The following is a 21980-nucleotide window of genomic DNA, read 5'->3' on the forward strand; positions in this document are numbered from 1 at the left end:
AAAATCCATCGGCGAAGCAGGATCAATATTATCCAAAATATCAAAATTCAGCATGATAGTATAAATATACAGCGGTTTTCTGCATTGTCAAACGGGAGATTTTCCGGTATACTTATTTACACGAAAAGCCAGTACTGCGAAAACAACAAAAGTAATTTTACGAACCGGGATGAACAAGATCATGAACACAATTCGAACCCCTTTGAGATCCATTGTCGCGGCGGCCTTGACCGCGACTGCACTCTCCGCAGCGGAAGAGTGGAAGCAGTTTCCCATCTGGGGCGGCGGCAATCTTCAGAGTGTGGAAATCTCCGCCTCTTCACCGAATGTCTGGTACACTTACGCCGATGTCGACGGCCCCTACCGCAGCGACGACGCCGGGAAAAACTGGGTTCCGCTTCACGGCAACTTCAACGCGATGCAGCGCCGCCGCGGTCTCGCCCAGATCCGCGGCCTGTCGGTCGACCCGCGCAATCCGGACTCCTTTGTGACCGTCTCCGGCTCCACCTGGTGGCGGGTGGGCGGCATCTGCGTCTCGCGCGACGGGGGAAAGACATTCCGGCAGCCCCAGGAGGCGCGCTTCTACGGCAACGGTCTCCGGCGGCGGACCGGCTTCGTGCTGGCACGCAATCCGGACCGGCCGGATGAACTCATCGCCGCCTCCGACTCCACCGGTGTCTTCCGCAGTATCGACAACGGAGAGAGCTGGCAGCCGGCCGGTCTCGACGGCTGTTACTTCTCTTCGGTTCTCTACGACCGTACCGTTCCGGGGCGGGTCTACGCCTCCGCTCCCCGCTGGGGCTCTTCGGTCTACGAGAAAGGCGCCATCTTCGGCAAAGAGAAGAGCCGCCGCTCCGGCCTCTTCCGCAGCGACGACGGCGGACGCACCTGGGAACAGCTTCAAGACGACGGTCCGATGGATATGGTTCAGCTCAAAACCGGCGAACTGCTCGGCACCTTTGAGGAGCGTTTCATCAGACTCAGCCACGACGGCGGCAAAACCTGGCAGGAGTATGGCGAAGGACTTCCGGCCGGAGAGATCAACCACCGGCTCAGCTCCTCCCGCTGGACCCTGGCGGCGGCCGGACCGGACTTCTTCGTCGTGGGCAATTCACGCGGCGACCTCTACCGCCGGAAACACGAGACAGCCAAATGGGAGAAAATTCCCCGCCGGAGCGTCACCCTGGGGCAGCCGGAGCAGGAATCCCATCTCGACCCGAAATGGGCGTTCGGCGCCTCGGCTCAGACGCTGGTCATCGACCCGCGCGACAGCCGCCACTGGCTTCTGACCGACTGGTTCTCGATCTGGGAGAGTTTCGACGGCGGCGAGAGCTGGCGCTCCGCCATCCGCGGGATCAGTCCTCTCGTCTCCTACTTCGTCGCGGCAGACCCGCACGCGCCCGACCGGCTCTTCTACGGTCTCGCCGACATGGGGCTGCTCCGCAGTGACGACGGCGGAAAGAGCTGGAAGAAACAACCCTTCATCGGCATCAACTCCATCGCTTTCTCGCGGAAAACGCCGGGACTTGCGATGATCTGCGGAGGCAAGAACGAAATCCGGATCCGGCGGCTTCGGTTCGGCAGTTCCAGCTGGGAAACGCCCCGGAACCTCGGACTCCCCGCGCTGAAACCGGGCAACATGGCGGCCTACACCATCGCTGCGGATCCACGGGAAGACAAGTTCTACCTCTGCGTCTCCGGCCCGGTCGCCCCCGGCAAAGGCGGCGTCTATGTCTCCAGTGACGCCGGCGACCACTGGGAGTGGATGGGGAAAGGCTTCAAACCCGGCTTCTCCTTCGACCGGACGGAATTCCAGAACGGTGGCACCAGCCAGATCCAGCTTTCGCCCGACGGGTCCGCGGTCGCCTTCAGCAGCGCGTCGAAACAGCTCTACCGGCTGGACCGGGAGAAACAGAGCTGGCACTTCGTCCGGAACCTGCCCTCCGGCACGCAGCCGGATGAAGGAATTCCCTGGCGCAGTGTTGTCGCCGCCGATCCCTTCACTCCCGGGCGCTTCCTCTGTGCCGGCAACGGCATCCTGCTCGAATCGCGCGACGGGGGGAAAACCTTCGAGAACAACTGGCTCGTCACCGGCACGATCCACTCGATCGCCTTCGACCCGGAGACGCCGGGACTGTTCGCGATTCTGCTGCCGGACCGGATTCTGCTCTCCCGCGACGGCGGAAAACACTTCGCCGTCCTCTCCATCGACGGCGTTCCAATCACCACCGGCACCAGAATCGTGCTGGACCGCAAGCGGCTCTTCGCCGCCACCTGGGGCAGCGGTGTCTTCTACCGGAGTGTGGAATGAGATTTCATACCATCACAACTCTGAGTTTCCTGCTTCTCCTCCTGCCCGTCGCGGCGGAGGAGCCGGATTCGGATGAGTCGCTCCGCGCCTTCATGATCGAATGCCGCACCGCGATCCAGCCGGGGGATCCGGCGGATTTTCTCATGAGCCGCTACCGTCCGCGCAAGGATCTCTGGGCGCAATGGATGATCTTTCAGGACGCCTTTCACGTCTCGCCGGCAGAGAAGGAGGCGGCCCGCCGGGAGATCCGGCAAGTCTGCGGCGAACTGCGCCGGGGACGCGCCTGGCCGCACCGCGAACGCCCGCGGCTCCGGATTCCCTTTCTGACCACACCTCCGGAAATCGATGGAAAGATCGGCGGCGAATGGCAGAAGACGGTCCGATTGTCCGCCACGTATGAACGGGACAACCCCGTGCCAGTCGCGGGGAAAGCGGCCCGCTGGTTCTTCGGCTGGGACCGGGAAACGTTCTACGCCGCCGGGGAGTTCCAGGCGGAAATTCCGGCGGAAATTCCGGAAAAGCCGTGGAAAGGGACCTGCGCCGAGCTCTTTCTGAACCCCTCTCTCACGCTCGGCGTCTACTGGGAACTGCTCTTTCCGCCGGACCGCTCTCCGCTCTTTCTGATGGTTCGGGACAATCAGTACGGCTACCGCGACTATCCCGCATGGCGGGGGAAAACCGGAATCCGTTCCGCCATTTGCTGCACGCCGGAGGGGTTCTGCTTTGAAGCGGCAATTCCCTTCCGGCTCCTGCCGAACTACCAGCTGGGCAATGCGCCCGAAGCGGGGCAGATTCTCTATCTGATGGCGGTTCTGGTCGACAACCGCCGTTACATTTCTCCGTTTCCGCTGTTGTACGACAGTCACAATCCGGCCTGTTTCGCCGAAGTCACCCTCACCGGACCGGATCAAGAAGACGCGGCAAAGAGTTCAACCCAGACCAATCCAAAATTCCCGCAGGGAGGAGGAACTGTTCCATGAGCAAAACCCGCCGTTTTCCCATCGTACCGCGCTCGTCGATCAAACATTCAACTTCCACAACCACAACAGGAAGCATTCTTATGAAAAAAACGATTTTCACCCTCATCGAACTCCTCATCGTGATCGCGATCATCGCGATTCTGGCCAGTCTGCTGCTGCCGGCGCTGAACAAGGCGCGCTCGCGTGCGCAGAACGCCAGCTGTCAGGCCCGCCTCAAACAGGTCGCGGCCGCGGCCATCGGCTACACCGGCGACAACGGAGATTTCTTCCCGCCGGTCAGCAACGGCATCTACGGAGAAAGCAACGACCCCTACTGGAAATACCTGTTCGTCGGCAACACCCTCTCCTATCTCGGAATCAACGCGCCGCGACATCCGGAAAACGGCAAAGTAGACTACTTTTACGGCACTTATACGATTCCAACCCTGCAATGCCCGGCCAGCACGATCTCCTACACCTTCTCCGGCGGCACCGTCACCCCCCTCCCCTCGCTGACCGGCTACAACCCCTATCTCGGCGGCGCCGCCGGCATCGTCGCGGGCACGAACAACCCCACCAAAAAGAAGGTGTACCGCACCGGCGGCGTGCGGAATCCTTCCCTGAAAGTGCTGATTTCAGAATACTACGCCGCCGGAGTTTTCTACAACAAAGTCACCTCCACCATGGAAACCGCGCCGCGCCATATCGACCTCTACACCCGCCACAACGGCCGCTTGAACTACTCCTTCGTGGATGGCCACGTGGAGGCCTGTCCCTGGGGCGGTACCGGCTCTTCCGGCGGCATCCAGGTACAGTTGCTCGGCATCGGCAACGAAGACAACAAAATCAACTTCACCCGTCACTGGCTCCCCAACCGCTGAGCACAAACAGCAGGATTGTATAAAGATACAGCCGCTTTCTGCATTGTCGGCAGTGCGGCTGAGAACTATGTTATGGAAAACAGGAGTTTTCTTATGAATGTCACACGTAAAACCAATTCCGTACCGGTCCGGAACAAAACCGATGTGCTGGTCGTCGGCGGCGGTCCCGCCGGATTCGGGGCGGCCATCGCCGCCGCCCGCGCCGGAGCCCGCGTCACATTGATCGAACAGGGCGCCATGCTCGGCGGCATGTGGACGCTCGGGTTGCTCAGCCCCTACTTCGACAACTGGAACAAGCAGGATCTCAACCTCGAACTCAAGCAGAAACTTCAGGAGCGCGGCGCCTGGGGCGGCCTCTGGGACATCTCCTTCGACCACGTCGCCATGGCGATGCTGCTCGACGAATACGCCATCGAGCATGAACTCGACCTCATGCTGTGCACCATGGCGACCGAACCGGTCATGGAGGGCAACACCCTCCGCGGCGTCATCGTCGAAAACAAATCCGGTGCGCAGGCGGTTCTCGCCGATGTGATAATCGACTGCACCGGCGACGGCGATATCGCCGCCCGCGCGGGAGCGCCGTTCGAAATCGGCCGGGCCGGCGACGGAGTCTTCCAGCCGATGACCATGATGTTCAAGATCGGCGGCGTGCGCGACGACTATCCGCGCGACGACATCATCGGCTGGTACAATGAGCTGGTCAAGCGGTGCGACGAAAAGGAACTGCTCCGGGAGATTCCCTACAACTATCCGGCGATCATCCGCCTGCCCCGGCGCGGCGAAGCGCTGCTCCAGTGGACCCACGTCAAACACCATCTCGGTTGTGACGGAGAACAGTTGACCAATGCCATTCTCGAAGGCCGGAAACAGGTGCGCAAGGCGATGAAGTATCTGGAGCTCATCCGCCCGGTTCTGGGAGAGGTCTATCTGCTCGAACTGCCCTCCGTCATCGGCGTGCGCGAAACCCGGCGGATCACCGGGGAGTACGTCATCTCCGACGAGGACGTCAAAACCGGCCGGAAACAGCCGGACGGCATCTGCTGTGTCACCTTCGGCGTCGACATCCACGAGCCGGAGAAACCGGAGCAGACCTGCTGGACCCACCCCGGATTCGACATTCCGTTCCGTTCGCTGGTGCCGCTCAAAGTGGAGAATCTCCTGACGGCGGGGCGCTGCATTTCCGGCAGTTTCGCCGCTCACGCCGCCTACCGCGTCACCGGCAACTGCGTGACCACCGGCGAAGCGGCCGGACGCGCCGCCGCCCGCGCAGTGCGCGAGAACCGGAGCGTCCGCGATCTCGCGCTCAGCAGTCGCTGAACGAAATCTTCATCTGAAAATGGAGGGTCTCGCCCGGCTCAATCCGCCGGGCGATTCCTTTTTTCAGCGCGGCACTGCGCCCCTCGAGCCGGTTGTTCGCCGGTTCCAGACCGATCACGTAGCGGCTCGGGTCGAACGACTTCCACTGGACCAGATACGGCAGTCCCTCTTCGCGTTCAACCGTGGCCCGGATTCCAATCTCCCGGTTCACCAGAGAGACCGCACCGGGGAAGCAGTGGAAAAAGACCTGTTCCGGCGCCCCCACCTCCGGTTCGGGCATCTCGCGCCAGCGCGCCAGCCCGGCGGCCGCCTCCGGCGTGCGGGGGATGATTTCATGCTCTTCGGCCTCCACCTGCACCGACGGCGACACCAGCGGCCAGCCGAAGTTGCAGTGGTAGAGCATCAGCAGGAAGTCCGGAGCTCCGGAGCAGTTGGTCACCTCGTCGGAAACGGTGATCGAATTCTCCCCGTAAGCGGTCCGGATGGTGCGCGCAAGGCGCAGATTCTCCCCGAACATCGACGCCTCGCGGAGAACTCCGGAGACGGTGAGCTCGTACACCCCGTCGCGCCAGGCGCCGCAACTGCCCACCTGAGAGGCGGAAGCGTTGGAAATCCTGCCGTGCAACGTCTCCCCCTCCTCCGGCGGCCCGGCATGGCGGAGTCCACAGCTGGTCAGAAGTCCGCCCTCCCAGTTCCGCAGCCACTCCTCCGGGCCGAACTTCCCCGGTGCAACGTGGCCGGAGGGGGAGCGAAACGCCACCGGAATCCCCCGGTAGGAGCACTCCACGATGTTCATGCCGCGGTCGGGCGCGACGGTGAAGGCGAGGCCGCTGCCGTTGAAGACGTCGATGATCCGGCATCCCCGGCCATCCCCTTCGGTGAGCTCCGCACTGCGCACGTAGGCAACCTGATCCATATCCGCCAGAAACGAGGTGAAATCCGCCATGAGAACATCCTTTCCTGCTTGAAGTCGACAACAAAATGCCGCCGCGGAGTAACGTAACGCCGCGGCGGCGGAATTGCAAACTCAGTCGAGCACGAGATCGGGATTTCCCGGCCCGAAGTGTTTGAGCATGACCAGCGGTTCACACTTCGACTCGTTGACGATCCGGACGCCCCGGCGCGCCGCCTCTTCGGAGACGAAGAACTCGTCGCAGGTCTTTTCGCCGTAACGGATCAGCGCGGGGGTCTCCACGTTCCAGACGCCCATCGTGCCGTGCCCCTGCATCATAATCATGCCGTAGGCGGCGTTGTCGCGGATTACGGCAGAACGGCCCGGCAGAATCGTCAGCTCCTTGGCGCTGAATCCCTTCGATTTGTAGCAGACCCACACTTCGCGGTATCCGGCGTCGAGCATCTCCGCTTCCGGGCGCACCGGGCGCGGACTCATGAAGCGGTGTTTGCGGAACTCCGGATCGACGTTGAGCTCCCAGTCGATCACGTCGACCAGATAGTCGAAGTCGCCGATGTGATCGGCCGGACAGTTCTTCCAGAGCAGTTCTTCCGGCACGATCAGGTCATCGACCAGGCTCTGATACATCGCATAGACGTCGCTGGCCACCTGCGGCTCATAGGTACAGAAGCTGCCCGGCGCGTGGAGCACCCCCGGCGGGACATCCCAGCCGGTGCCGGGTTCGAGCCGGTACGCCCGGGAGATGTTGGTGATCTTGTTGTCGCCGCGGGTGAAGTTTTCCAGGCAGCGGCGCACCTCTTCGCGGGTGGTGCCCGGTTCGAAGCCGAAGAAGGTGTAGGGGAAGTGTCCGCCGTGGTTGTTGAGCTGCGGCGGGAAGTAGTAGGCCTCCGGCTTGCCGCGCTGACCGACCAGCGCCGCGTGGCGGTCCATGTGGTGGACGTGGTGCGGCAGCGGCCCGAGATTGTCGAAGAACTTGGAGAACATCGGCCAGCCGTGGTATTCGTTCCACAACCGGTCGCCGATCAGCTGCCCCTTGAGCTCCTGCACCGCGTCGGCGAGCAGAAATTCACCGCCGTCGGCGACGACCATGCTCATGCCTTCGTGTTCGGTGGTGAGCGGACCGTTTTCCGCTTTGGTGGTCGAGGCGAACCAGCGCTCATCGATGCCGCCGCGGGCACTGCCGAGCGCGTAGTAGTCGTCCGGATGGAGCTTGATCCGCCGCCCGGGGATGCAGAAGGAGCGGGAGACCCAGTTCGGGGCGAGCCGGAGGATTCCCTCCCCGGCGTCAAAGGCGTTCTGGATTTTCGACATGGTTCATCTTCTCCTTTATTGGTGGATGATTTCGAACATCTCGACCTCGTCGAGACGCTCCAGCGTCAACAGCAGTTTTCCATCGCGCATCGTGACCGGAACCTGCCGGCCGTCGGAGACGCGGCGCACCGATTTCACCGGCGCGCAGGGAATTTCGATCTCCACGTGAAACAGCGGCACGCTGGGCGGCTCCTCCTGATCGTTGACCAGCGCGACCACCAGACTGCCGTTCTCCGACCGCAGCATCGTCACTTCGGTCGAGGGCGGCAGATTGCTCCGGAGCGCGCCGGAAACGAAACGGCGGAAGAGCCGCTCGCCGACCGCGCGCTGCGAAGCGTTCCGGTGGCGCAACAGCGTGCTGTACAGATAGACACACTGCCCGTCCCCGTAGCGGTGAAGCGTCAGGCCGGCATAGTCGGTGTCGATTCCGGGCGGATTGGAGTGAATTGACGCATACAGCTCCGGATCGTTCGCCGGGTAGTCCGGCACGGTCACCGTGCCGAGCAGTTCGGCGTCGCGAACCCGGACCAGCGGACAGCGGTCGTTGAGGCAGGCGGTCAACCCCTCCTCCGGCGTCTTGAGGTAGCTCACGGTGTCGGTGAACTCCCCGGTGAAATCGACGCCGAAAAGATCGGCCAGCAGGAAATTCCCGGAACATTTCCCCTCCGGCTCCTGCAGCGAGGTCATGCCGGTGGCGATCAAGGTTCCGCCGCGGCGGACGAACTCCCGCATCCGGGCGCACTCCTCCGGCGAGAGGTAGCGCGCGTTGTTGACGATGACGGTGTCGAGGCCGCTCCAATCCTCCGTCCGGTCGGTCAGAATCCGGTAGGGAATCTTCATCCGGGTGAGCAGTTCCCCGGTGGCGGAAACCTCGTCGGCCAGCGGATTGCAGCGGATCCCCATGTTGGAACTGCCTTCGGCGAGCTCTTTGAGCGGAACGCCGTCGAGCGCGGAATTCACGCAGGAGTTCATCGAGAAATAGAGTCCGCACCGCGCCTCCAGCCGGGGGCGAAGCGTCTCGATACAGCGCGTGAAGGGTTCGAGGCGCCGGGTCACGTTGCCGAGCCGCTCGTAGGTGCGCGCCTCCAGCGTGCCGTCCGGATTGATCGCGTCGATGAAGAAGTAGGCGCCGCCATTGGCCAGCGTGGTCGCGGCGTGCAGAAAGAGCTCCTCCTCGGAGCGGGTCGAGGTGTGGTCGTTCAGATTGACGCAGCGCGACGTCATGAATTCGAAAGGCGGATGCGCCGTGTAGGCGTCGAGCAGTTTCGCGCCGAGCCGGTGCTGTGCCCGTCCGCCGTAGAAGTCGCCGGAGCCGTAGTCGGAGGCGGCGGCGATTCCGGAGCTCTGCCCGAGGTACCAGCCGTGGAGCACCGGGGAGAACTGGTGCACCACACTGCACTCCGGCCGGAGCGATTTCAAGTGATCGGTGAGCCGCTGCCCGAACTCCGCCATCGTGCGCTCGCGGAATCGCTGAAATCTGACCCATTCCGGATTGTTCCAGTCGATCGTTTCCGGCGCCGGTCCGCCAAACTTCTCCACGCAGGCGGGGCACTGGCAGACCAGCGGCCAGAAGGTCATGTCGACGAAGAAGCCGTCGACCGGATAGGCGGCGACTTCGGCGAGCTGCTCCATCGTGAAGGCGAGAAATCCCGGCTGATTCGGGCAGCAGTAGTGATACCGGCCGTGGTGATCGACGCCGTTGATGTCGCGGGCCCGCCATTCCGGATGGGACTTCGCCGCGTTGTTGTGAAAGATCGTCGTGTAGTAGGCGATCGGGACGATTCCCGCCTCGCGGAGCAGCCGGACGGTTTCGCCGAAGATGTCCCGCCCGTGCAGATTCGCGTGCATGTGTCCGACGCGGGTCGGGTAGTAGCAGTTGCCGTTATGGTCGCAGGAGTAGACCATCGCGGACTTCACCCCGGAACGGCGCACCATCGCCACATACTGTTCCGGGTCGAACTTCGACATGAACTTCGGCTGAAGGTCGGTGATATGGTTGTCGATCAGCAGGCGGGAGTAGCATTTTTTTATCCAGTCCATTTTTTCCTCACAAGTTGCACCGGGGGGCGGATGGTTGCTATATTATTGCTGTAATATAATCTGAATGACGGCAAATGGGTATAGGAGGGATCAATCATTGATAGCACGAAACACTCCTGAATGCATATTTTTCCGATTCGGCCTTCTCCGGGGCCGACCAGGGATGAACAGTGCCCCTCCACCCCTTCCGATCTCTTTTTTTTGCAGAAAAAACGGTTCCGGAGCGATACCGGCAGTGGAAAAAAACGGAAAATGCGCTATACTTAACACGTTCCGTCTTATTTGACACGGAATCGGCAACTTTTTACAAGCCTCCGGCGCGGTTCCGGAATCCGGGAGCCGCGCTGTGCAAAATTCGGGAATGAGGAATTCATGAGCGAACAGAACGAAATTCACCAGACCGGTCGGCCCGCCGTCGGCGGCATCTCCGACACCCTCCGGGAACAGCTCCACCGGCGCGAAGCCGTCTGCGAAGAACTCGAACAGCTTCCGGCCAGAACCGTCGAGGACTACCCCGCGGAAATCGCCCGGATCACGGCGGAATTCGAAGCGCTTCCGCCGCTCCCGCCCGAATATGCTGAGATTCTCGAAAAACGGTTCGCCGCCGCGGTGAAGGAGGCGGAACGCGCCGCCGCGGAAAATGCCGAACGCCTCGCACAGCGGGCCGCGAAACTCGAAGAGTGCGCCCGCCTTTCGGCGGAACTCGACACCCTCATCGCCGGTGCCGAACTGGTCACCCTCGGCGAAGTGGAAAAGCTGGAAAAGAAGTGGAACGAATGCCTCAAGTCGGTCGATCCGGAAGCGGCGGACGCCGCCGGTTTCGCCGCCCGCTTCGAACCGCTGAAAGCCCGCATTCTCGCCGAAGCCGAAGCGGACCGCCTCCGCGGAGAACAGGCGGAGAAGCTCGCCGCCGAACTCGCGGAACTCACCGCCGGCGAAGATATGGCGCGCCTTCAGGAGCGCAAGACCGCCATCGAAGCGGAATACGCCGCACTCGGCAGCGTACCCAAGGCGGCCGCCGACAAGTACAACGCCGCCCACCGCGCCGCGGGGACGAAACTTGCCCAGCACTACGAGACGCTCGATCTCGCCCGCTGGGAGAGCTACACGCTCAAGCTCGACCTCTGCGCCGAACTGGACCGGCTCCTCGCCCTGCCCGACGCGGAACTGCCGAAGGCCGCGCGCACGCTCCACGAACTGCGCGACAAATGGAAGGGGCTCGGCGGCGTGCCCAAGTCGAAGAGCGAAGAGATCAACGCCCGCTATCTGGAGACCACCCGCAAACTGCAGCACCGGGTGGATGAATACTACGCCCGGCTCCGCCAGGAACAGCGGCAGGCCGCCGCCGCCAAACAGGCGCTGGTCGAACGGGCCGTCGCACTGGCCGACTCCACCGAATGGAACGCCACCGCCGAAGCCTTCAAGGCGCTTCAGGCGGAGTGGAAACGCCTCCCCGGCGCCGGCAGTGCGGAAAAGAACCTCTATGCCGCATTCCGGGCTCCGGCGGACAAATTTTTCTCCGCACGCAGTGCCTACTTCGACGAGCGCAACAAGAAATTTGACGCCGCGGCCGAAGCCAAACGCGCGCTGATCGCCGAAGCGCAGGCGCTCAAGGATCAGCCCGGCGAGGCCGCCGCGCGCCGCGCCCGTCAGCTCCGCAGCGACTACCACGCCGCCGGTTCGGCCGGCCGGGCGGAGCATGAACTTCTCGCACAGTTCAACGCCGCGCTCGACCAGTACTTCTCGGGGCGGCGCGAAGCATTCGCCGAGCGGGAGAAACGCTCCCGCGAGCTGATCGCCGAAATCGAAGCGCTCGCCGACGGCAGCGCCGAACCGGCCGCCGCCGACAAGCGGGTGCGGGAGATCCGCGCCGAACTGCGCGAACTGGCCTGCCGCAACACCTTCGACGCGGAAAAGAAGGCGCTGGCGAAATTCGAAACCGCCCTCGGCGCCGCCCGCAGCCGGGTGCTCTGCGACAAACTTTCGCTGGTCAAGAGCGTCGCCCGGCCGCTGGCCGAAGCGTGGCAGAAGCTCAAGGCGGGCGAATCCGTCGATACCGCCCTGCTCGAAATCGACCACCTCGACCGCTTCCACCGCCTCCACACCGCGGCGGAGCTGATCCGGGCGGCCGCGGGCGGAGACGCGAAGGCGCTGAAGAAACTCACCCGCCTCGAAGCCGCCGCGCAGGAGGAGCACAACCGCATCAACGCCGCGCTGGAGAAGCTCGCCGGAATCACTCCCGCCGGAGAAGCAGCCGAGCCGCTCTCGCTCGCGGCGGAACTCGAAGCGGCCATCGCCGGGAACTTCGCCCGCTCCAGCGCCGCAGCCGAAGCGAAACCGGCCGATCCCGGCCAGCTCCAGAACGAGTATCTCAACGCCGGACTGCTGGCTCCGGAGGCGCTCGAAGAGAGCTTCCGCCGCTTCGACGCCGCCTGCGCGAAACTGCGCAGCTGAACTGAAAATCTCCGCCGGGGCTTCTCCCGGCGGCAATCGAGGAACAACATTCTCCACAAAAAAGGATTGCAGAAAATGAAAAAAGTCAAAGTCGCCGTTCTGGGCGCCTCCGGGTATGCCGGAGAGGAACTTCTGCGCATTCTGCTGCGCCACCCGGGTGTCGAAATCGTCGCGATCACCTCGCGCAAGAACGCCGGGGAGCCGGTCTCCGCGGTCTTCCCGCGCTTCACCGGAGCGCCGCTTCACTTCGTCGCGCCCGACGCCGCGGAACTGGCGAAGAAGTGCGACGCGGCGATCCTCGCCCTGCCCCACGGGCTGGCGACCGAATACGCGATTCCGCTGCTCAACGCCGGGGTGAAGGTGTTCGACATCTCCGCCGACTTCCGGCTCAAGAGCGCGGCCATGTACAAGGAGTATTACAAGGTTGACCATCCGGCTCCGGAACTGCTGGCCAAGGCGGTCTACGGCCTGCCGGAACGCTACCGCGAACAGCTCCGCACCGCCGATCTGGTCGCCTGCGCCGGGTGCTATCCGACCAGTTCGATCCTGCCGACCGCGCCGCTGCTGGCGGCGGGGCTGGTCTCCACCGAGGGGATCGTCGTATCGAGCTGCTCCGGCGTGACCGGAGCCGGCCGCAAGGTCGACCTGCCCTACATCTTCCCGGAGTGCAACGAGAGCCTCAAGGCCTACGGGGTCGTCGGGCACCGTCACCTGCCGGAGATCGAGCAGGAGATGGCGTTCGCGGCGGGAGTTGCCGAAATGGCGATCAACTTCATTCCGCACCTCGCTCCGATGAACCGCGGCATCAACTCGACGATCATCATGAACGCCGCGCCCGGCTGTACGCTCGAGAAGATCACCGAAGTGTACGAAAAAGCCTACGGCAACGAACAGTTCGTGCGGGTGCTTCCGCCCAAGCGCTGTGCCGATACCAAGTATGTCTTCATGACCAACACCTGCGAAATCGGCTACAACCTCGACGCCCACACCAACAAGGTGATCGTCACCAGCTGCATCGACAACCTGACCAAGGGTGCTTCCGGGCAGGCGGTTCAGTGCATGAACATCCGCTTCGGCCTCGACGAGGCCGCCGGTTTGCTCTGACGACGCACGCCCCCTTCGGGAGCGAAGAAGCTGCAAGTTCCGCCCCTTCTCCCCGCCGGAGAAGGGGCGTTTTTTCGCCGGGCCGCGTTGCAATGCACTCAAAACGGTGGTATATTCCAACAAATGCAACCCATCACTGCAAGGAGAGGATTCCATGATGCAGGATCTGAAACTGGAACGGCCGCTGGTCGTTTTCGATATTGAAAGCACCGGGGTGGTGCCGCAGCGCGACCGGATTGTCGAACTGGCGGTGCTCAAGGTGTTTCCGGACGGGCACACCCAGAACACCGTCCGCCGTCTGAATCCGGAGATGCCGATCCCGGCCGGAGCCACCGCGATTCACGGCATCACCAACGCCGATGTCGCCGACTGCCCGACCTTCCTCCTCATCGCCGACAAACTCTACCGCTATCTGGAGGACTGCGACCTGGCCGGATATAACATCACCGGCTTCGACATCCCCATGCTTGAAGCGGAATTCAAACGGGCCGGCTTTGACTTCAAGGTGGAAGGGCGCCGGGTGATCGACGCATACAACATCTTCTGCAAGCTCTATCCGCGCACCCTCACCGCGGCGTACAAATTCTTTTGCGGCAAGGATCTGGAAGGTGCTCACGGCGCGGCCGCCGACACCGCCGCCACCTTCGAGGTGCTGCTCGGCCAGCTGGAGCGCCACCCCGAACTGCCGCGCGACATGGCCGGACTCGCCGAATTCAGCGACCTCACCGGCCCGGACACCGTCGACCGCACCCGCCGCTTCAAGTGGGTGGACAACGAGGTGGTGGTCAACTTCGGCAAAAACGCCGGGCGGACCCTGCGCGATCTGGCGGAGAACGATCCGGGATTTCTGCGCTGGATCGTCCGCTCCGACTTCTCCGACGAGGTGCGCACCATCGCCAACGACGCCCTGATGGGCAAATTCCCGACCCGGAAGACGACGGCCGGCGGCAATGGCGCGGAATCCTGAGATCAACAGCCTGCTTTCGCTGCTCGACGACGAGGATGAATCCGTCGCCGTGAACGCGATGGCGGAACTGCTCAACCGGGAGGCGGAGTTGGGAGAAGCCCTGGCGGAACTTCAGGAGTCCAGTCATCCGCTTCTCCGGCGGCGCAGCCACCAGCTGCAGGCGGCGATCACGCTCCGGCGGCGGCGGCGGGAGTTCATCCGCAAACTTCAGGCGCCACGTGTCGACCTCATCGACGGGCTGATCGACGTCCACCTGCAGTGGTACGACAACGATTCCCGGCCGGAACTGGAGTCGCTGTGGAGCGACTTCCGGCAGGAGGCCGCACGCTGTCCGCTCCACACGCTGGAAGAGCTCGCCTATTTCATGCGCAAAAGCGGCTTCACCGCCCAGCCGGAAACCACGCTTCGCCCCGAAAATTACTGCATCGGCCCGATTTTGGAAAATCATACCGGCTCGGCCGCACTGCTCGCCGCCATCGCGGGAGCCATCACCCCCGCCCCTTTCCGGATGGTCCGGGTGATGGGGGATTTCGCGCTCTACGACGGCGAAGGGCGGCTGCTGGTTCCGGCGCACGACTGGCAGCTCTGCCCCGCGCCGGGAATCGGATTGTGCGAGTTCTGGGATCCGCGCATGTTGCTGCGCTACGCATCGATGACCCTCTTCTCCTGCGCGGTGAACAGCGACAGTTTCCGCTATGTGCTGACCATTGCGCAGGCGCTCAGCGGCACCACCGGCGACGAGACGCTCGACTACCTGCCCTACCCCTACTGCCCGGCCGACGAGGAACCGGAAAGCGACGGGGCGGAGGAATCCGGAAAAAATCCGGGCTGTTGATTGCAAAATCGTTCCGGCGGTACTACAGTATAAAGAATACAAAATGACAAAATTGGAGATTCTTTCTATGAGTACGGAACGCTTCGCGGAAATCCGCCGGACCACCCGCGAAACCGATATTTCGGTCAAGCTCACGCTGGACGGCACCGGAGTCGCCGCCGTCGACACCGGCATCCCCTTTATGGATCACATGCTCACGCTCTTCGCCAAACACGGCTTCTTCGACCTTGAGATCAAGGCGACGGGCGACCTCGAAGTCGATTACCATCACACGATGGAGGATCTCGGCCTCACGCTCGGCGAAGCGCTGTCCAGAGCGCTCGGCGACAAGGCGGGCATCCGTCGCTACGGGAGTTTCATCCTGCCGATGGATGAAGCGCTGGCGCTGATCGCGCTGGATCTCTCCGGCCGTCCGCTGCTGGTGTTCGACGTCAAAAGTCCGGCGCCGATGATCAAGGATCTCGATGTGCGGCTCTTCCACGAGTTCTTCCAGGCGCTCTCGGTGAAGGCGGGGATGAACCTGCATGTCCGGCTGCTCGCCGGCGAAGAGGTGCATCACGTGTTCGAAGCGATCTTCAAGGGATTCGCCAAAGCGCTCGACCAGGCGGTCGGTTTCGACCCCCGGGTCACCGGCGTGCTCTCCACCAAGGGAACACTCTGACCTGTCCTGACCGTCATCGAGGTTCTCATCATGTCTCAAAACCGGAAAATGAAGTTCGGGCGGTATGACTATGCCGCCTTCAGTTGTTTCACCGGGTACGCCTGCTGCTCGGTGGTGGTGCCGGTCGTGCTGATCGAACTGGCGCGTTCGCTCAACTTCCCGCTGACCGACGGCGGAATGGGAGCGGGCGGCGCGCTCCAGCTCGGGCGCAGCATTCCGATGGTCTTCGCCATGCTCTTCTGCGGCTTCGCGGCCGGACGCTGGGGCAAAGTTCCCACCCTGGGGGTTTCGATCCTCATCATGGCCACTGGAATCATGCTCGCCTCCGCCGCTCCCGTCTACGGGCTGCTCTTTCTCGCCGTCGCAATCGCCGGTCTGGGCGAAGGGGTGATCGAGGGACTCGCCACGCCGGTCGTGCAGGATCTTCACGAACATGAGGAGCCGGGGCGCTACATCAATTTCGCCCACTCCTTCTGGTCGATCGGCGTGGTGGTGACGGTGCTCGCCGCCGGCCTGCTGCTCTCCTGGGGCGTTTCGTGGCGGCTCATTCTGCTGCTGGCAGGAGTTCTCGCCTTGGTGCCCGCCCTGCTCTTCCTGCTGCCCAGCCGCGGGGCGCGTCACCCCGACAAGCCGGAAAAACTCCATTGGACCACGGTGTGGGGCCACGCGACCACCCTGATGAAACAACCCCGCTTCTGGCTCTTTTTCGCGGCGATGGTCCTGGCTGGCGGCGGGGAGTTCTGCCTTACCTTCTGGGTCTCGAGCTTCATCCGAATCGACTACGCGGGTTCGCCGTGGCTGGGAGGACTGGGGACCGCGGTGTTTGCCGGCGGCATGATCGTCGGGAGAATGGTCTCCGGATTCCTCGTCAGTCAGCAGCGCCTCCGGGATCTGATTCTCTGGATGGCGGGGGCTGGAACGCTTCTTGCGCTCTTCCCGCCGTTGCTCCATTCGATCTGGATTCTCTTCGTGTTGCTCTTCTTCATCGGCATCGCCACCGGCCCGTTCTGGCCGAGCATTCAGAGCTACTGCGTGGACCGGATTCCCGGAGATTCGACGATGATCTACATCCTGCTCTCCTGCGCCGGAGTCCCCGGTTGCGGCCTCTTCGCCTGGCTGATGGGGGTGGCAGGCGATCACTTCGGACTGCGTGCCAGCTTCTTCCTGGTGCCCGGCTGTTTCGTCCTGCTCGGCGCACTGCTCGCCATCGAATGGCTGCTGCCGCGCCGGGAACGCCGGTGACGGCGGAGAAAACGTGCGTATGATCCGTCCGGAAAATCCCGAATACGCGGCGAGTTGTGAACAGCTCCGCATCGCCTATCCGGAGGAGCTGCCGATCACCCGGCACCTGGATGAGATCAAACAACTCTGGCAGGAGCATCCGCTCATCATCGTCGGCGGCGACACCGGCAGCGGCAAGACCACGCAGCTGCCCAAAGTCGCCCTCGAACTGGGCTGGGGGCGTTTCGGCCGGGTCGGCTGTACCCAGCCGCGCCGGATCGCCGCCTCGGCCATGGCGCGCCGCGCCGCTCAGGAGCTGGGCTGTGAACCGGGAACCGCCGTCGGCTATCAGGTGCGGTTCGACGACCGGACCAGCCGCGGCACCGTTCTCAAATTCATGACCGACGGCATTTTGCTCGCGGAAACGCACGAGGACCGCAAACTCCGCCAGTACAGCGCGCTCATCATCGACGAGGCGCACGAACGGAGCCTCAACATCGACTTTCTGCTCGGCTACATCAAGAATCTGCTGCCGCTCCGGCCCGATCTCAAGGTGGCGATTTCGTCGGCGACGCTCGACACGGAGGAATTTTCCCGCTTTTTCGGCAATGCGCCGGTGGTTTCGATCGAGGGGCGGACCTATCCGGTGGAGGATTGTTTTCTGGTGCCGGAGGCGGATGAGGAACTTTCCGACTCCGTCGCCCGCGGGGTGGAGTTCGTCACGGAGCTCGATCCGCGCGGCGACATTCTGGTCTTTCTGCCCGGCGAGCGGGAGATCCGCGACGCGACCGATCTGCTCAACGGCCGGAAACTGCCGCATACCGAAGTACTGCCGCTCTTCGGACGGCTCTCCGCCGCCGAACAGCAGCGGGTGTTCCACCCCGGCCGACAGCGCCGGATCATCCTGTCGACCAACGTGGCGGAAACCAGCGTGACGATTCCGCGCATCCGCTTCGTAATCGATTCGGGGCTGGCGCGAATCAAGCGGTTCAACCCGCGCACCCAGATTGAAGAGCTTCAGGTGGAGACCATCAGCCAGGCGAGTGCGCGCCAGCGGCGCGGCCGTTGCGGACGAGTTGCCTACGGCGTCTGCGTGCACCTCTACAGTGAAGACGATCTCGCCCGCTCGACGCCCTACACCGACCCGGAAATCAAGCGGACCGGTCTGGCCGGAGTGATCCTGCGGATGGCGGCGCTCGAACTGCCGCGAATCACCCGTTTTCCCTTCATCAATCCGCCACCTGCGGCGGCGGTCCGCGAAGGAATGCGCACGCTGGAGGATCTCCGCGCCATCGATCTGGAGGGGCGGCTCACCCGCGAGGGGAGAAAACTCGCCGCCCTGCCGATCGACCCGCATATCGGCAAAATGCTTGCGGAAGCCGCCCGCCGCCGGGTGCTCGCCGAAGTGATCGTCATCGCCTCCTACCTCTCGATTCAGGATCCGATGGAGCGGCCGCTGGAGAAACAGCAGGCGGCGGACGAAGCACACCGCCGGTTCCGCCACCCGGAGTCCGACTTCTTCTCGATCCTCAATTTGTGGAACGCGATGTGTCGCGACGGAGCCGGAAGCAGCAAACTCCGGCGCTTCTGCCGGGAGAACTTTCTGAACTTCATCCGGATGCGGGAGTGGAAAAACCTCGCCGCCGACCTCGCCGAAGCCGCCGCCGATCAGGGGTGGCGCTGCGGCGTTCCGGCGGAACTTCCGGAAAATCCCCCTTACGATCTCATCCACCAGTCACTGCTGGCGGGGATTCCGCGCCACATTGCAAAGTACCTGCCGGAAGAACAGCGCTACCTCGGCACCGGGGGGAGGAAGTTCCAGCTCTTTCCCGGTTCCGGCCTCTTCCGCAAAAAACCGGTGCCCGACTGGATCATGTGTTTCGCGCTGGTGGAGACCAGCCGCCTTTTCGCCCGGCAGAATGCGGTGATCAAGCCGGCCTATCTCGAAGCGGCGGCGCCGCACCTCTGTTCCAAAATCTGCGACCAACCCTATTACGACGCGCAATCCGGGTTCGTCTACGCCCGCGAACGGCTGACCTTCGGGGGGCTTCTGATCCACGCGGGGCGGCGGATTCACTATGCGGCGAGCCATCCAGTTGAAGCGCGGGAGATCTTCATCCGCGATGCGCTGGCGAACGGAGAACCGGTCATTCCCGGCAGCTGGACCGTCCGCAGCCGAGCCGTGATCGACGATCTGCTCCGGCTGGAAGAGAAGGCGCGCCGCCCCGGCGGCATCCTCGACCGCGAAGCGGTGGTCGAGCACTACAAACTCCTGCTTCCGCAGGGAATCCACTCGGTCAAGGCGCTCAAGGAGCTGATCAAGACCGATCATCAGGACTACTCCATCGCCCGGGACGAGGTGATGCAGGAGCAGTTCCGGCCGCTCGATCCGGCCGACTACCCGGATACGCTCACCTTTTCCGGGCAGAAATTCCGCCTCCGCTACCGGTTCGCGCCGGGGGAGGAGGAGGACGGCGTCACCCTGCTCGCCCCCTCCGATCTGCTCAACTGCCTGCCCGGTTATGCGCTCGACTATCTGGTGCCGGGTTACCTGCCCGACAAGATCGAGCTGATGCTCCGCGCCCTGCCCAAACCGGTCCGGCAGGCGCTCGCACCGCTCAATGACGCGGTCGCCTGGTTCACCGGTGAACTCAAAGCGGGCAGACTCTTCGCCGAACAGCCGCTCGCGGTGCTGCTGGCGGAGTCGTTGCGGGAACAGTTCGACGTGCCGGTCGCCCCGGCCGATTTCGACAACCTCCGGCTGCCGGAACATCTGGTGATGAAACTGGCGGAGCTCAACCGCGACGGGCGTGTGGTTCACATTCACCGGGAGGTGCCCGCGGTACTGCGGAGCGGTTCGCGTCTGAGCCGGGCGGTGGCGGGAACCGCGCCGTTCGCCAGCACCGGCTGTACCGCCTTCCCCGGCCTCAAACCGCTCCCCTTCGAGGTGGAACTGCCGAACGGCAACGGGAAAAAGGCCTACCCCGCCCTCTGCGACGAAGGCGAAAGCGTGGGGAGCGCGCTCTATTTGAAGGAGTCCGAAGCGAAGCTCCACCATCGGCGGGGAATTTTGCGGCTCTTCCGGCTGGAGAACGGCGCACAGCTGAAGTTTCTCCGCCGCTCCATCCGCTTCTCGCGCCAGGCGGAACTCACCTGGTTCATGAAGTACCGCGACTACGCCGACGATCTGCTCGACAGCGCCGTGCTCGAGGCCTTCGACACAGATCCCTGGGAACTGCGCGACGCAACCAGCTTCGGCATCGCCGCCGAACACGCCCGGGGAGAACTCGGCGAAACGGTTGACCGCGCGGTGAAACTGCTGGAAAGCCTGCTGCCGGTCTACGAGCTCTGCCGGGAACTGCAACGAAAAATAGCGGCCCGTTCCGACGAGAGCGCCGAAGATTACGCTGGGCACCTCGACTGGCTGTTCCGGGAGCACTTTTTGAAACGTCCGGCGGTGCTGACCGACTATACCCGCTACCTGCGTGGACTCAAACTGCGCGGCGAACGGGCCGCCGCCGCCCCCGCCCGCGACGAAGCAAAACTCGAAACCATCGCGGAGTATGCGGAACGATTTCGCCTCGCCGCCACCGAAGTTCCGGAGATCACGGATTCGCCGGAGCTGTACGAGTTCTGGCTGCTCTTTGAGGAATGTCGTCTGGCAACCTTCGCGCCGGAAGTTCCGCTCAAGCGCCGCGCCCCGCTGCGGCAGCTGGAAAGCGCCTGGGAACAACTCCGCTTTTGACGGATTCCGCTTGATTCCTCCACATTGTCGGCTATATTGTTCCGTTAAACATTTCGCCATCGAAAACAGTTACATTCAAGGGAAACTGCATCATGGGAACCGACACGATCGTTTTTCACTCGCCTGACACACCGCCGTTCCGCCTCCACGGTTTTCACTGGCGGAAACCGGGAGGAGAATTCCGGCGGCTGCCGCTCCGTTCCGTAAAGCTTCCGCTCCCGGACGGGGTCGACGGCCTCGCCTGGCACGCGGCGGGTGGACAACTCGCCTTCCGTTCGGACACCAGTCAGGTGGTGATCCGTGCCCGGCTCGCCCGTCCCCACCGGATCGTGCGGGCCGCCCTCACCGGCCTGCTGGGGTTTGACTGCTACGTCGGCGAACCCGGGCGGCAGCTCTTCTGCGGGGTGACCACATTCGGCATGGATGATCTCGAATACACCTCGCCGGTGTTCAAGCAGCACAGCCGGCTCATGCGCGAGTTCACGATCTTCTTTCCGCTCTACGCCCAGGTTGAACAGCTCGAAATCGGACTGGACCGGGATGCCCGGATTGAGCCGCCGACTCCGTGGTGCGACGCCCGGCCGCTGGTCGCCTACGGGACTTCGATTCTGCAGGGGGCATGCGCCACACGGCCGGGAATGTGTTACACCAATCAGCTGAGCCGTAAACTGAACCGTCCGGTGCTCAACTTCGGGTTCGCCGGAAATGCGCGGGGCGAGGCGGTCATGGCACGGATTCTCGCGACAATTCCGAACCCCGCGCTCTATTTGCTCGACTACGATCCCAACGCGGGAGAAACCGGCATCCGGGACACGCTGTATGAATTCATCCACCTGCTGCGGAAGAGCCATCCGGCGGTACCAATTCTCACGATATCGAAAATCCCCTACCCGGAGGATCTCCTCCTTCAGCTTGAGGGGAACGACAATCCGCCGGTCCGCCGGCTCGAACAGCTCCACCGGGAAATCGTCGGCAGAATCAGGAAGGAAGGGGATGAAAACACCCATTTTCAGTCCGGCGCGGAACTGCTCGGGAGCGACTGTGCCGAGTGTTCGGTCGACGGCTGCCACATCACCGACCTCGGATTCGCCCGGATGAGCAATGCGCTTTCCCCGGTCATCGCCGGACTGCTGCACTGACTTTGCCTCCGTTATAAAGGCGGAAAAGAGTCGGAAGGGAGCAATTTTCCCCGAATATTCCAGAAAATACGCTTGCAAAACCGGGGAAACGATGGTATATTTAATTTCATCCGGTAAAC

At 63.1% G+C, this 21980-nt stretch carries 15 protein-coding genes; 12 read left to right on the forward strand and 3 right to left on the reverse strand.

All coding sequences use genetic code 11. From position 1 onward, the window contains the following. The first annotated feature begins 181 nt into the window (after positions 1 to 181). From ACMLHG_RS11560 to ACMLHG_RS11575, 4 genes are all read left to right on the forward strand, one after another. Positions 182 to 2311, forward strand: coding sequence for a hypothetical protein (locus ACMLHG_RS11560; protein ID WP_417170597.1), 2130 nt, complete (start codon positions 182 to 184; stop codon positions 2309 to 2311). After that, positions 2308 to 3291: a hypothetical protein gene (locus tag ACMLHG_RS11565; RefSeq protein ID WP_417170598.1), complete on the forward strand. Its 984-nt coding sequence runs from the start codon at positions 2308 to 2310 to the stop codon at positions 3289 to 3291. Before ACMLHG_RS11560 ends, ACMLHG_RS11565 begins: the two co-directional genes overlap by 4 nt. 80 nt (positions 3292 to 3371) lie before the next feature. After that, positions 3372 to 4151, forward strand: a complete 780-nt coding sequence (locus ACMLHG_RS11570) for a prepilin-type N-terminal cleavage/methylation domain-containing protein (RefSeq protein ID WP_417170599.1) — start codon at positions 3372 to 3374, stop codon at positions 4149 to 4151. 93 nt (positions 4152 to 4244) lie between these two features. Then, on the forward strand, positions 4245 to 5471 hold the full coding sequence (locus ACMLHG_RS11575) for an FAD-dependent oxidoreductase (RefSeq protein ID WP_295811854.1): 1227 nt from the start codon (positions 4245 to 4247) through the stop codon (positions 5469 to 5471). Here ACMLHG_RS11575 and ACMLHG_RS11580 read toward each other — a convergent pair. From ACMLHG_RS11580 to ACMLHG_RS11590, 3 genes are all read right to left on the reverse strand, one after another. Further along, a complete protein-coding gene (locus ACMLHG_RS11580; RefSeq protein ID WP_417170600.1) occupies positions 5458 to 6417 on the reverse strand; it encodes an aldose 1-epimerase family protein in 960 nt (319 codons plus the stop codon). The two genes, ACMLHG_RS11575 and ACMLHG_RS11580, sit on opposite strands and share 14 nt — an antisense overlap. 81 nt (positions 6418 to 6498) lie before the next feature. Further along, positions 6499 to 7695, reverse strand: coding sequence for a hypothetical protein (locus tag ACMLHG_RS11585; protein WP_294432940.1), 1197 nt, complete (start codon positions 7693 to 7695; stop codon positions 6499 to 6501). A gap of 15 nt (positions 7696 to 7710) precedes the next feature. Further along, on the reverse strand, positions 7711 to 9735 hold the full coding sequence (locus ACMLHG_RS11590) for an alpha-L-fucosidase (RefSeq protein ID WP_417170601.1): 2025 nt from the start codon (positions 9733 to 9735) through the stop codon (positions 7711 to 7713). Positions 9736 to 10107: 372 nt separating this feature from the next. Here ACMLHG_RS11590 and ACMLHG_RS11595 point away from each other — a divergent pair, with 372 nt between their 5' ends. The 8 genes from ACMLHG_RS11595 (at position 10108) to ACMLHG_RS11630 (ending at position 21861) form a co-directional block, all read left to right on the forward strand. Continuing rightward, entirely contained in the window at positions 10108 to 12189 is a 2082-nt protein-coding gene (locus ACMLHG_RS11595; protein WP_417170602.1) for a DUF349 domain-containing protein, read from the forward strand. A gap of 75 nt (positions 12190 to 12264) precedes the next feature. Continuing rightward, positions 12265 to 13293: an N-acetyl-gamma-glutamyl-phosphate reductase gene (argC, locus tag ACMLHG_RS11600; RefSeq protein ID WP_417170603.1), complete on the forward strand. Its 1029-nt coding sequence runs from the start codon at positions 12265 to 12267 to the stop codon at positions 13291 to 13293. A 154-nt stretch (positions 13294 to 13447) separates the two neighbouring features. Beyond that, positions 13448 to 14260 (forward strand): 3'-5' exonuclease, encoded by an 813-nt coding sequence (locus ACMLHG_RS11605; RefSeq protein WP_295811842.1) that lies wholly within the window; start codon positions 13448 to 13450, stop codon positions 14258 to 14260. Then, positions 14244 to 15095: a hypothetical protein gene (locus tag ACMLHG_RS11610; RefSeq protein WP_417170604.1), complete on the forward strand. Its 852-nt coding sequence runs from the start codon at positions 14244 to 14246 to the stop codon at positions 15093 to 15095. Before ACMLHG_RS11605 ends, ACMLHG_RS11610 begins: the two co-directional genes overlap by 17 nt. 67 nt (positions 15096 to 15162) lie before the next feature. Beyond that, on the forward strand, positions 15163 to 15756 hold the full coding sequence (hisB, locus tag ACMLHG_RS11615; protein ID WP_417170605.1) for an imidazoleglycerol-phosphate dehydratase HisB: 594 nt from the start codon (positions 15163 to 15165) through the stop codon (positions 15754 to 15756). Between the two features lie 30 nt (positions 15757 to 15786). Continuing rightward, positions 15787 to 16998 carry an MFS transporter gene (locus ACMLHG_RS11620; protein ID WP_417170606.1) on the forward strand — a complete coding sequence of 404 codons (1212 nt, stop codon included), beginning with the start codon at positions 15787 to 15789 and terminating at the stop codon, positions 16996 to 16998. A gap of 19 nt (positions 16999 to 17017) precedes the next feature. Next, positions 17018 to 20722: an ATP-dependent RNA helicase HrpA gene (hrpA, locus tag ACMLHG_RS11625; protein ID WP_417170607.1), complete on the forward strand. Its 3705-nt coding sequence runs from the start codon at positions 17018 to 17020 to the stop codon at positions 20720 to 20722. Between the two features lie 92 nt (positions 20723 to 20814). Beyond that, complete coding sequence (locus tag ACMLHG_RS11630; RefSeq protein WP_294432955.1) at positions 20815 to 21861, forward strand: SGNH/GDSL hydrolase family protein; 1047 nt, start codon at positions 20815 to 20817, stop codon at positions 21859 to 21861. Positions 21862 to 21980 lie beyond the last annotated feature (119 nt).

Source organism: Victivallis sp., assembly GCF_048170485.1.
Lineage (GTDB): Bacteria > Verrucomicrobiota > Lentisphaeria > Victivallales > Victivallaceae > Victivallis.

Excerpts from the sequence above, each read along its gene's own strand:
- ACMLHG_RS11560 (WP_417170597.1), top strand. The coding sequence starts at position 182 with ATGAACACAATTCGAACCCCTTTGAGATCCATTGTCGCGGCGGCCTTG.
- ACMLHG_RS11565 (WP_417170598.1), top strand. The coding sequence starts at position 2,308 with ATGAGATTTCATACCATCACAACTCTGAGTTTCCTGCTTCTCCTCCTG.
- ACMLHG_RS11570 (WP_417170599.1), top strand. The coding sequence starts at position 3,372 with ATGAAAAAAACGATTTTCACCCTCATCGAACTCCTCATCGTGATCGCG.
- ACMLHG_RS11575 (WP_295811854.1), top strand. The coding sequence starts at position 4,245 with ATGAATGTCACACGTAAAACCAATTCCGTACCGGTCCGGAACAAAACC.
- ACMLHG_RS11580 (WP_417170600.1), bottom strand. The coding sequence starts at position 6,417 with ATGGCGGATTTCACCTCGTTTCTGGCGGATATGGATCAGGTTGCCTAC.
- ACMLHG_RS11585 (WP_294432940.1), bottom strand. The coding sequence starts at position 7,695 with ATGTCGAAAATCCAGAACGCCTTTGACGCCGGGGAGGGAATCCTCCGG.
- ACMLHG_RS11590 (WP_417170601.1), bottom strand. The coding sequence starts at position 9,735 with ATGGACTGGATAAAAAAATGCTACTCCCGCCTGCTGATCGACAACCAT.
- ACMLHG_RS11595 (WP_417170602.1), top strand. The coding sequence starts at position 10,108 with ATGAGCGAACAGAACGAAATTCACCAGACCGGTCGGCCCGCCGTCGGC.
- argC (WP_417170603.1), top strand. The coding sequence starts at position 12,265 with ATGAAAAAAGTCAAAGTCGCCGTTCTGGGCGCCTCCGGGTATGCCGGA.
- ACMLHG_RS11605 (WP_295811842.1), top strand. The coding sequence starts at position 13,448 with ATGATGCAGGATCTGAAACTGGAACGGCCGCTGGTCGTTTTCGATATT.
- ACMLHG_RS11610 (WP_417170604.1), top strand. The coding sequence starts at position 14,244 with ATGGCGCGGAATCCTGAGATCAACAGCCTGCTTTCGCTGCTCGACGAC.
- hisB (WP_417170605.1), top strand. The coding sequence starts at position 15,163 with ATGAGTACGGAACGCTTCGCGGAAATCCGCCGGACCACCCGCGAAACC.
- ACMLHG_RS11620 (WP_417170606.1), top strand. The coding sequence starts at position 15,787 with ATGTCTCAAAACCGGAAAATGAAGTTCGGGCGGTATGACTATGCCGCC.
- hrpA (WP_417170607.1), top strand. The coding sequence starts at position 17,018 with ATGATCCGTCCGGAAAATCCCGAATACGCGGCGAGTTGTGAACAGCTC.
- ACMLHG_RS11630 (WP_294432955.1), top strand. The coding sequence starts at position 20,815 with ATGGGAACCGACACGATCGTTTTTCACTCGCCTGACACACCGCCGTTC.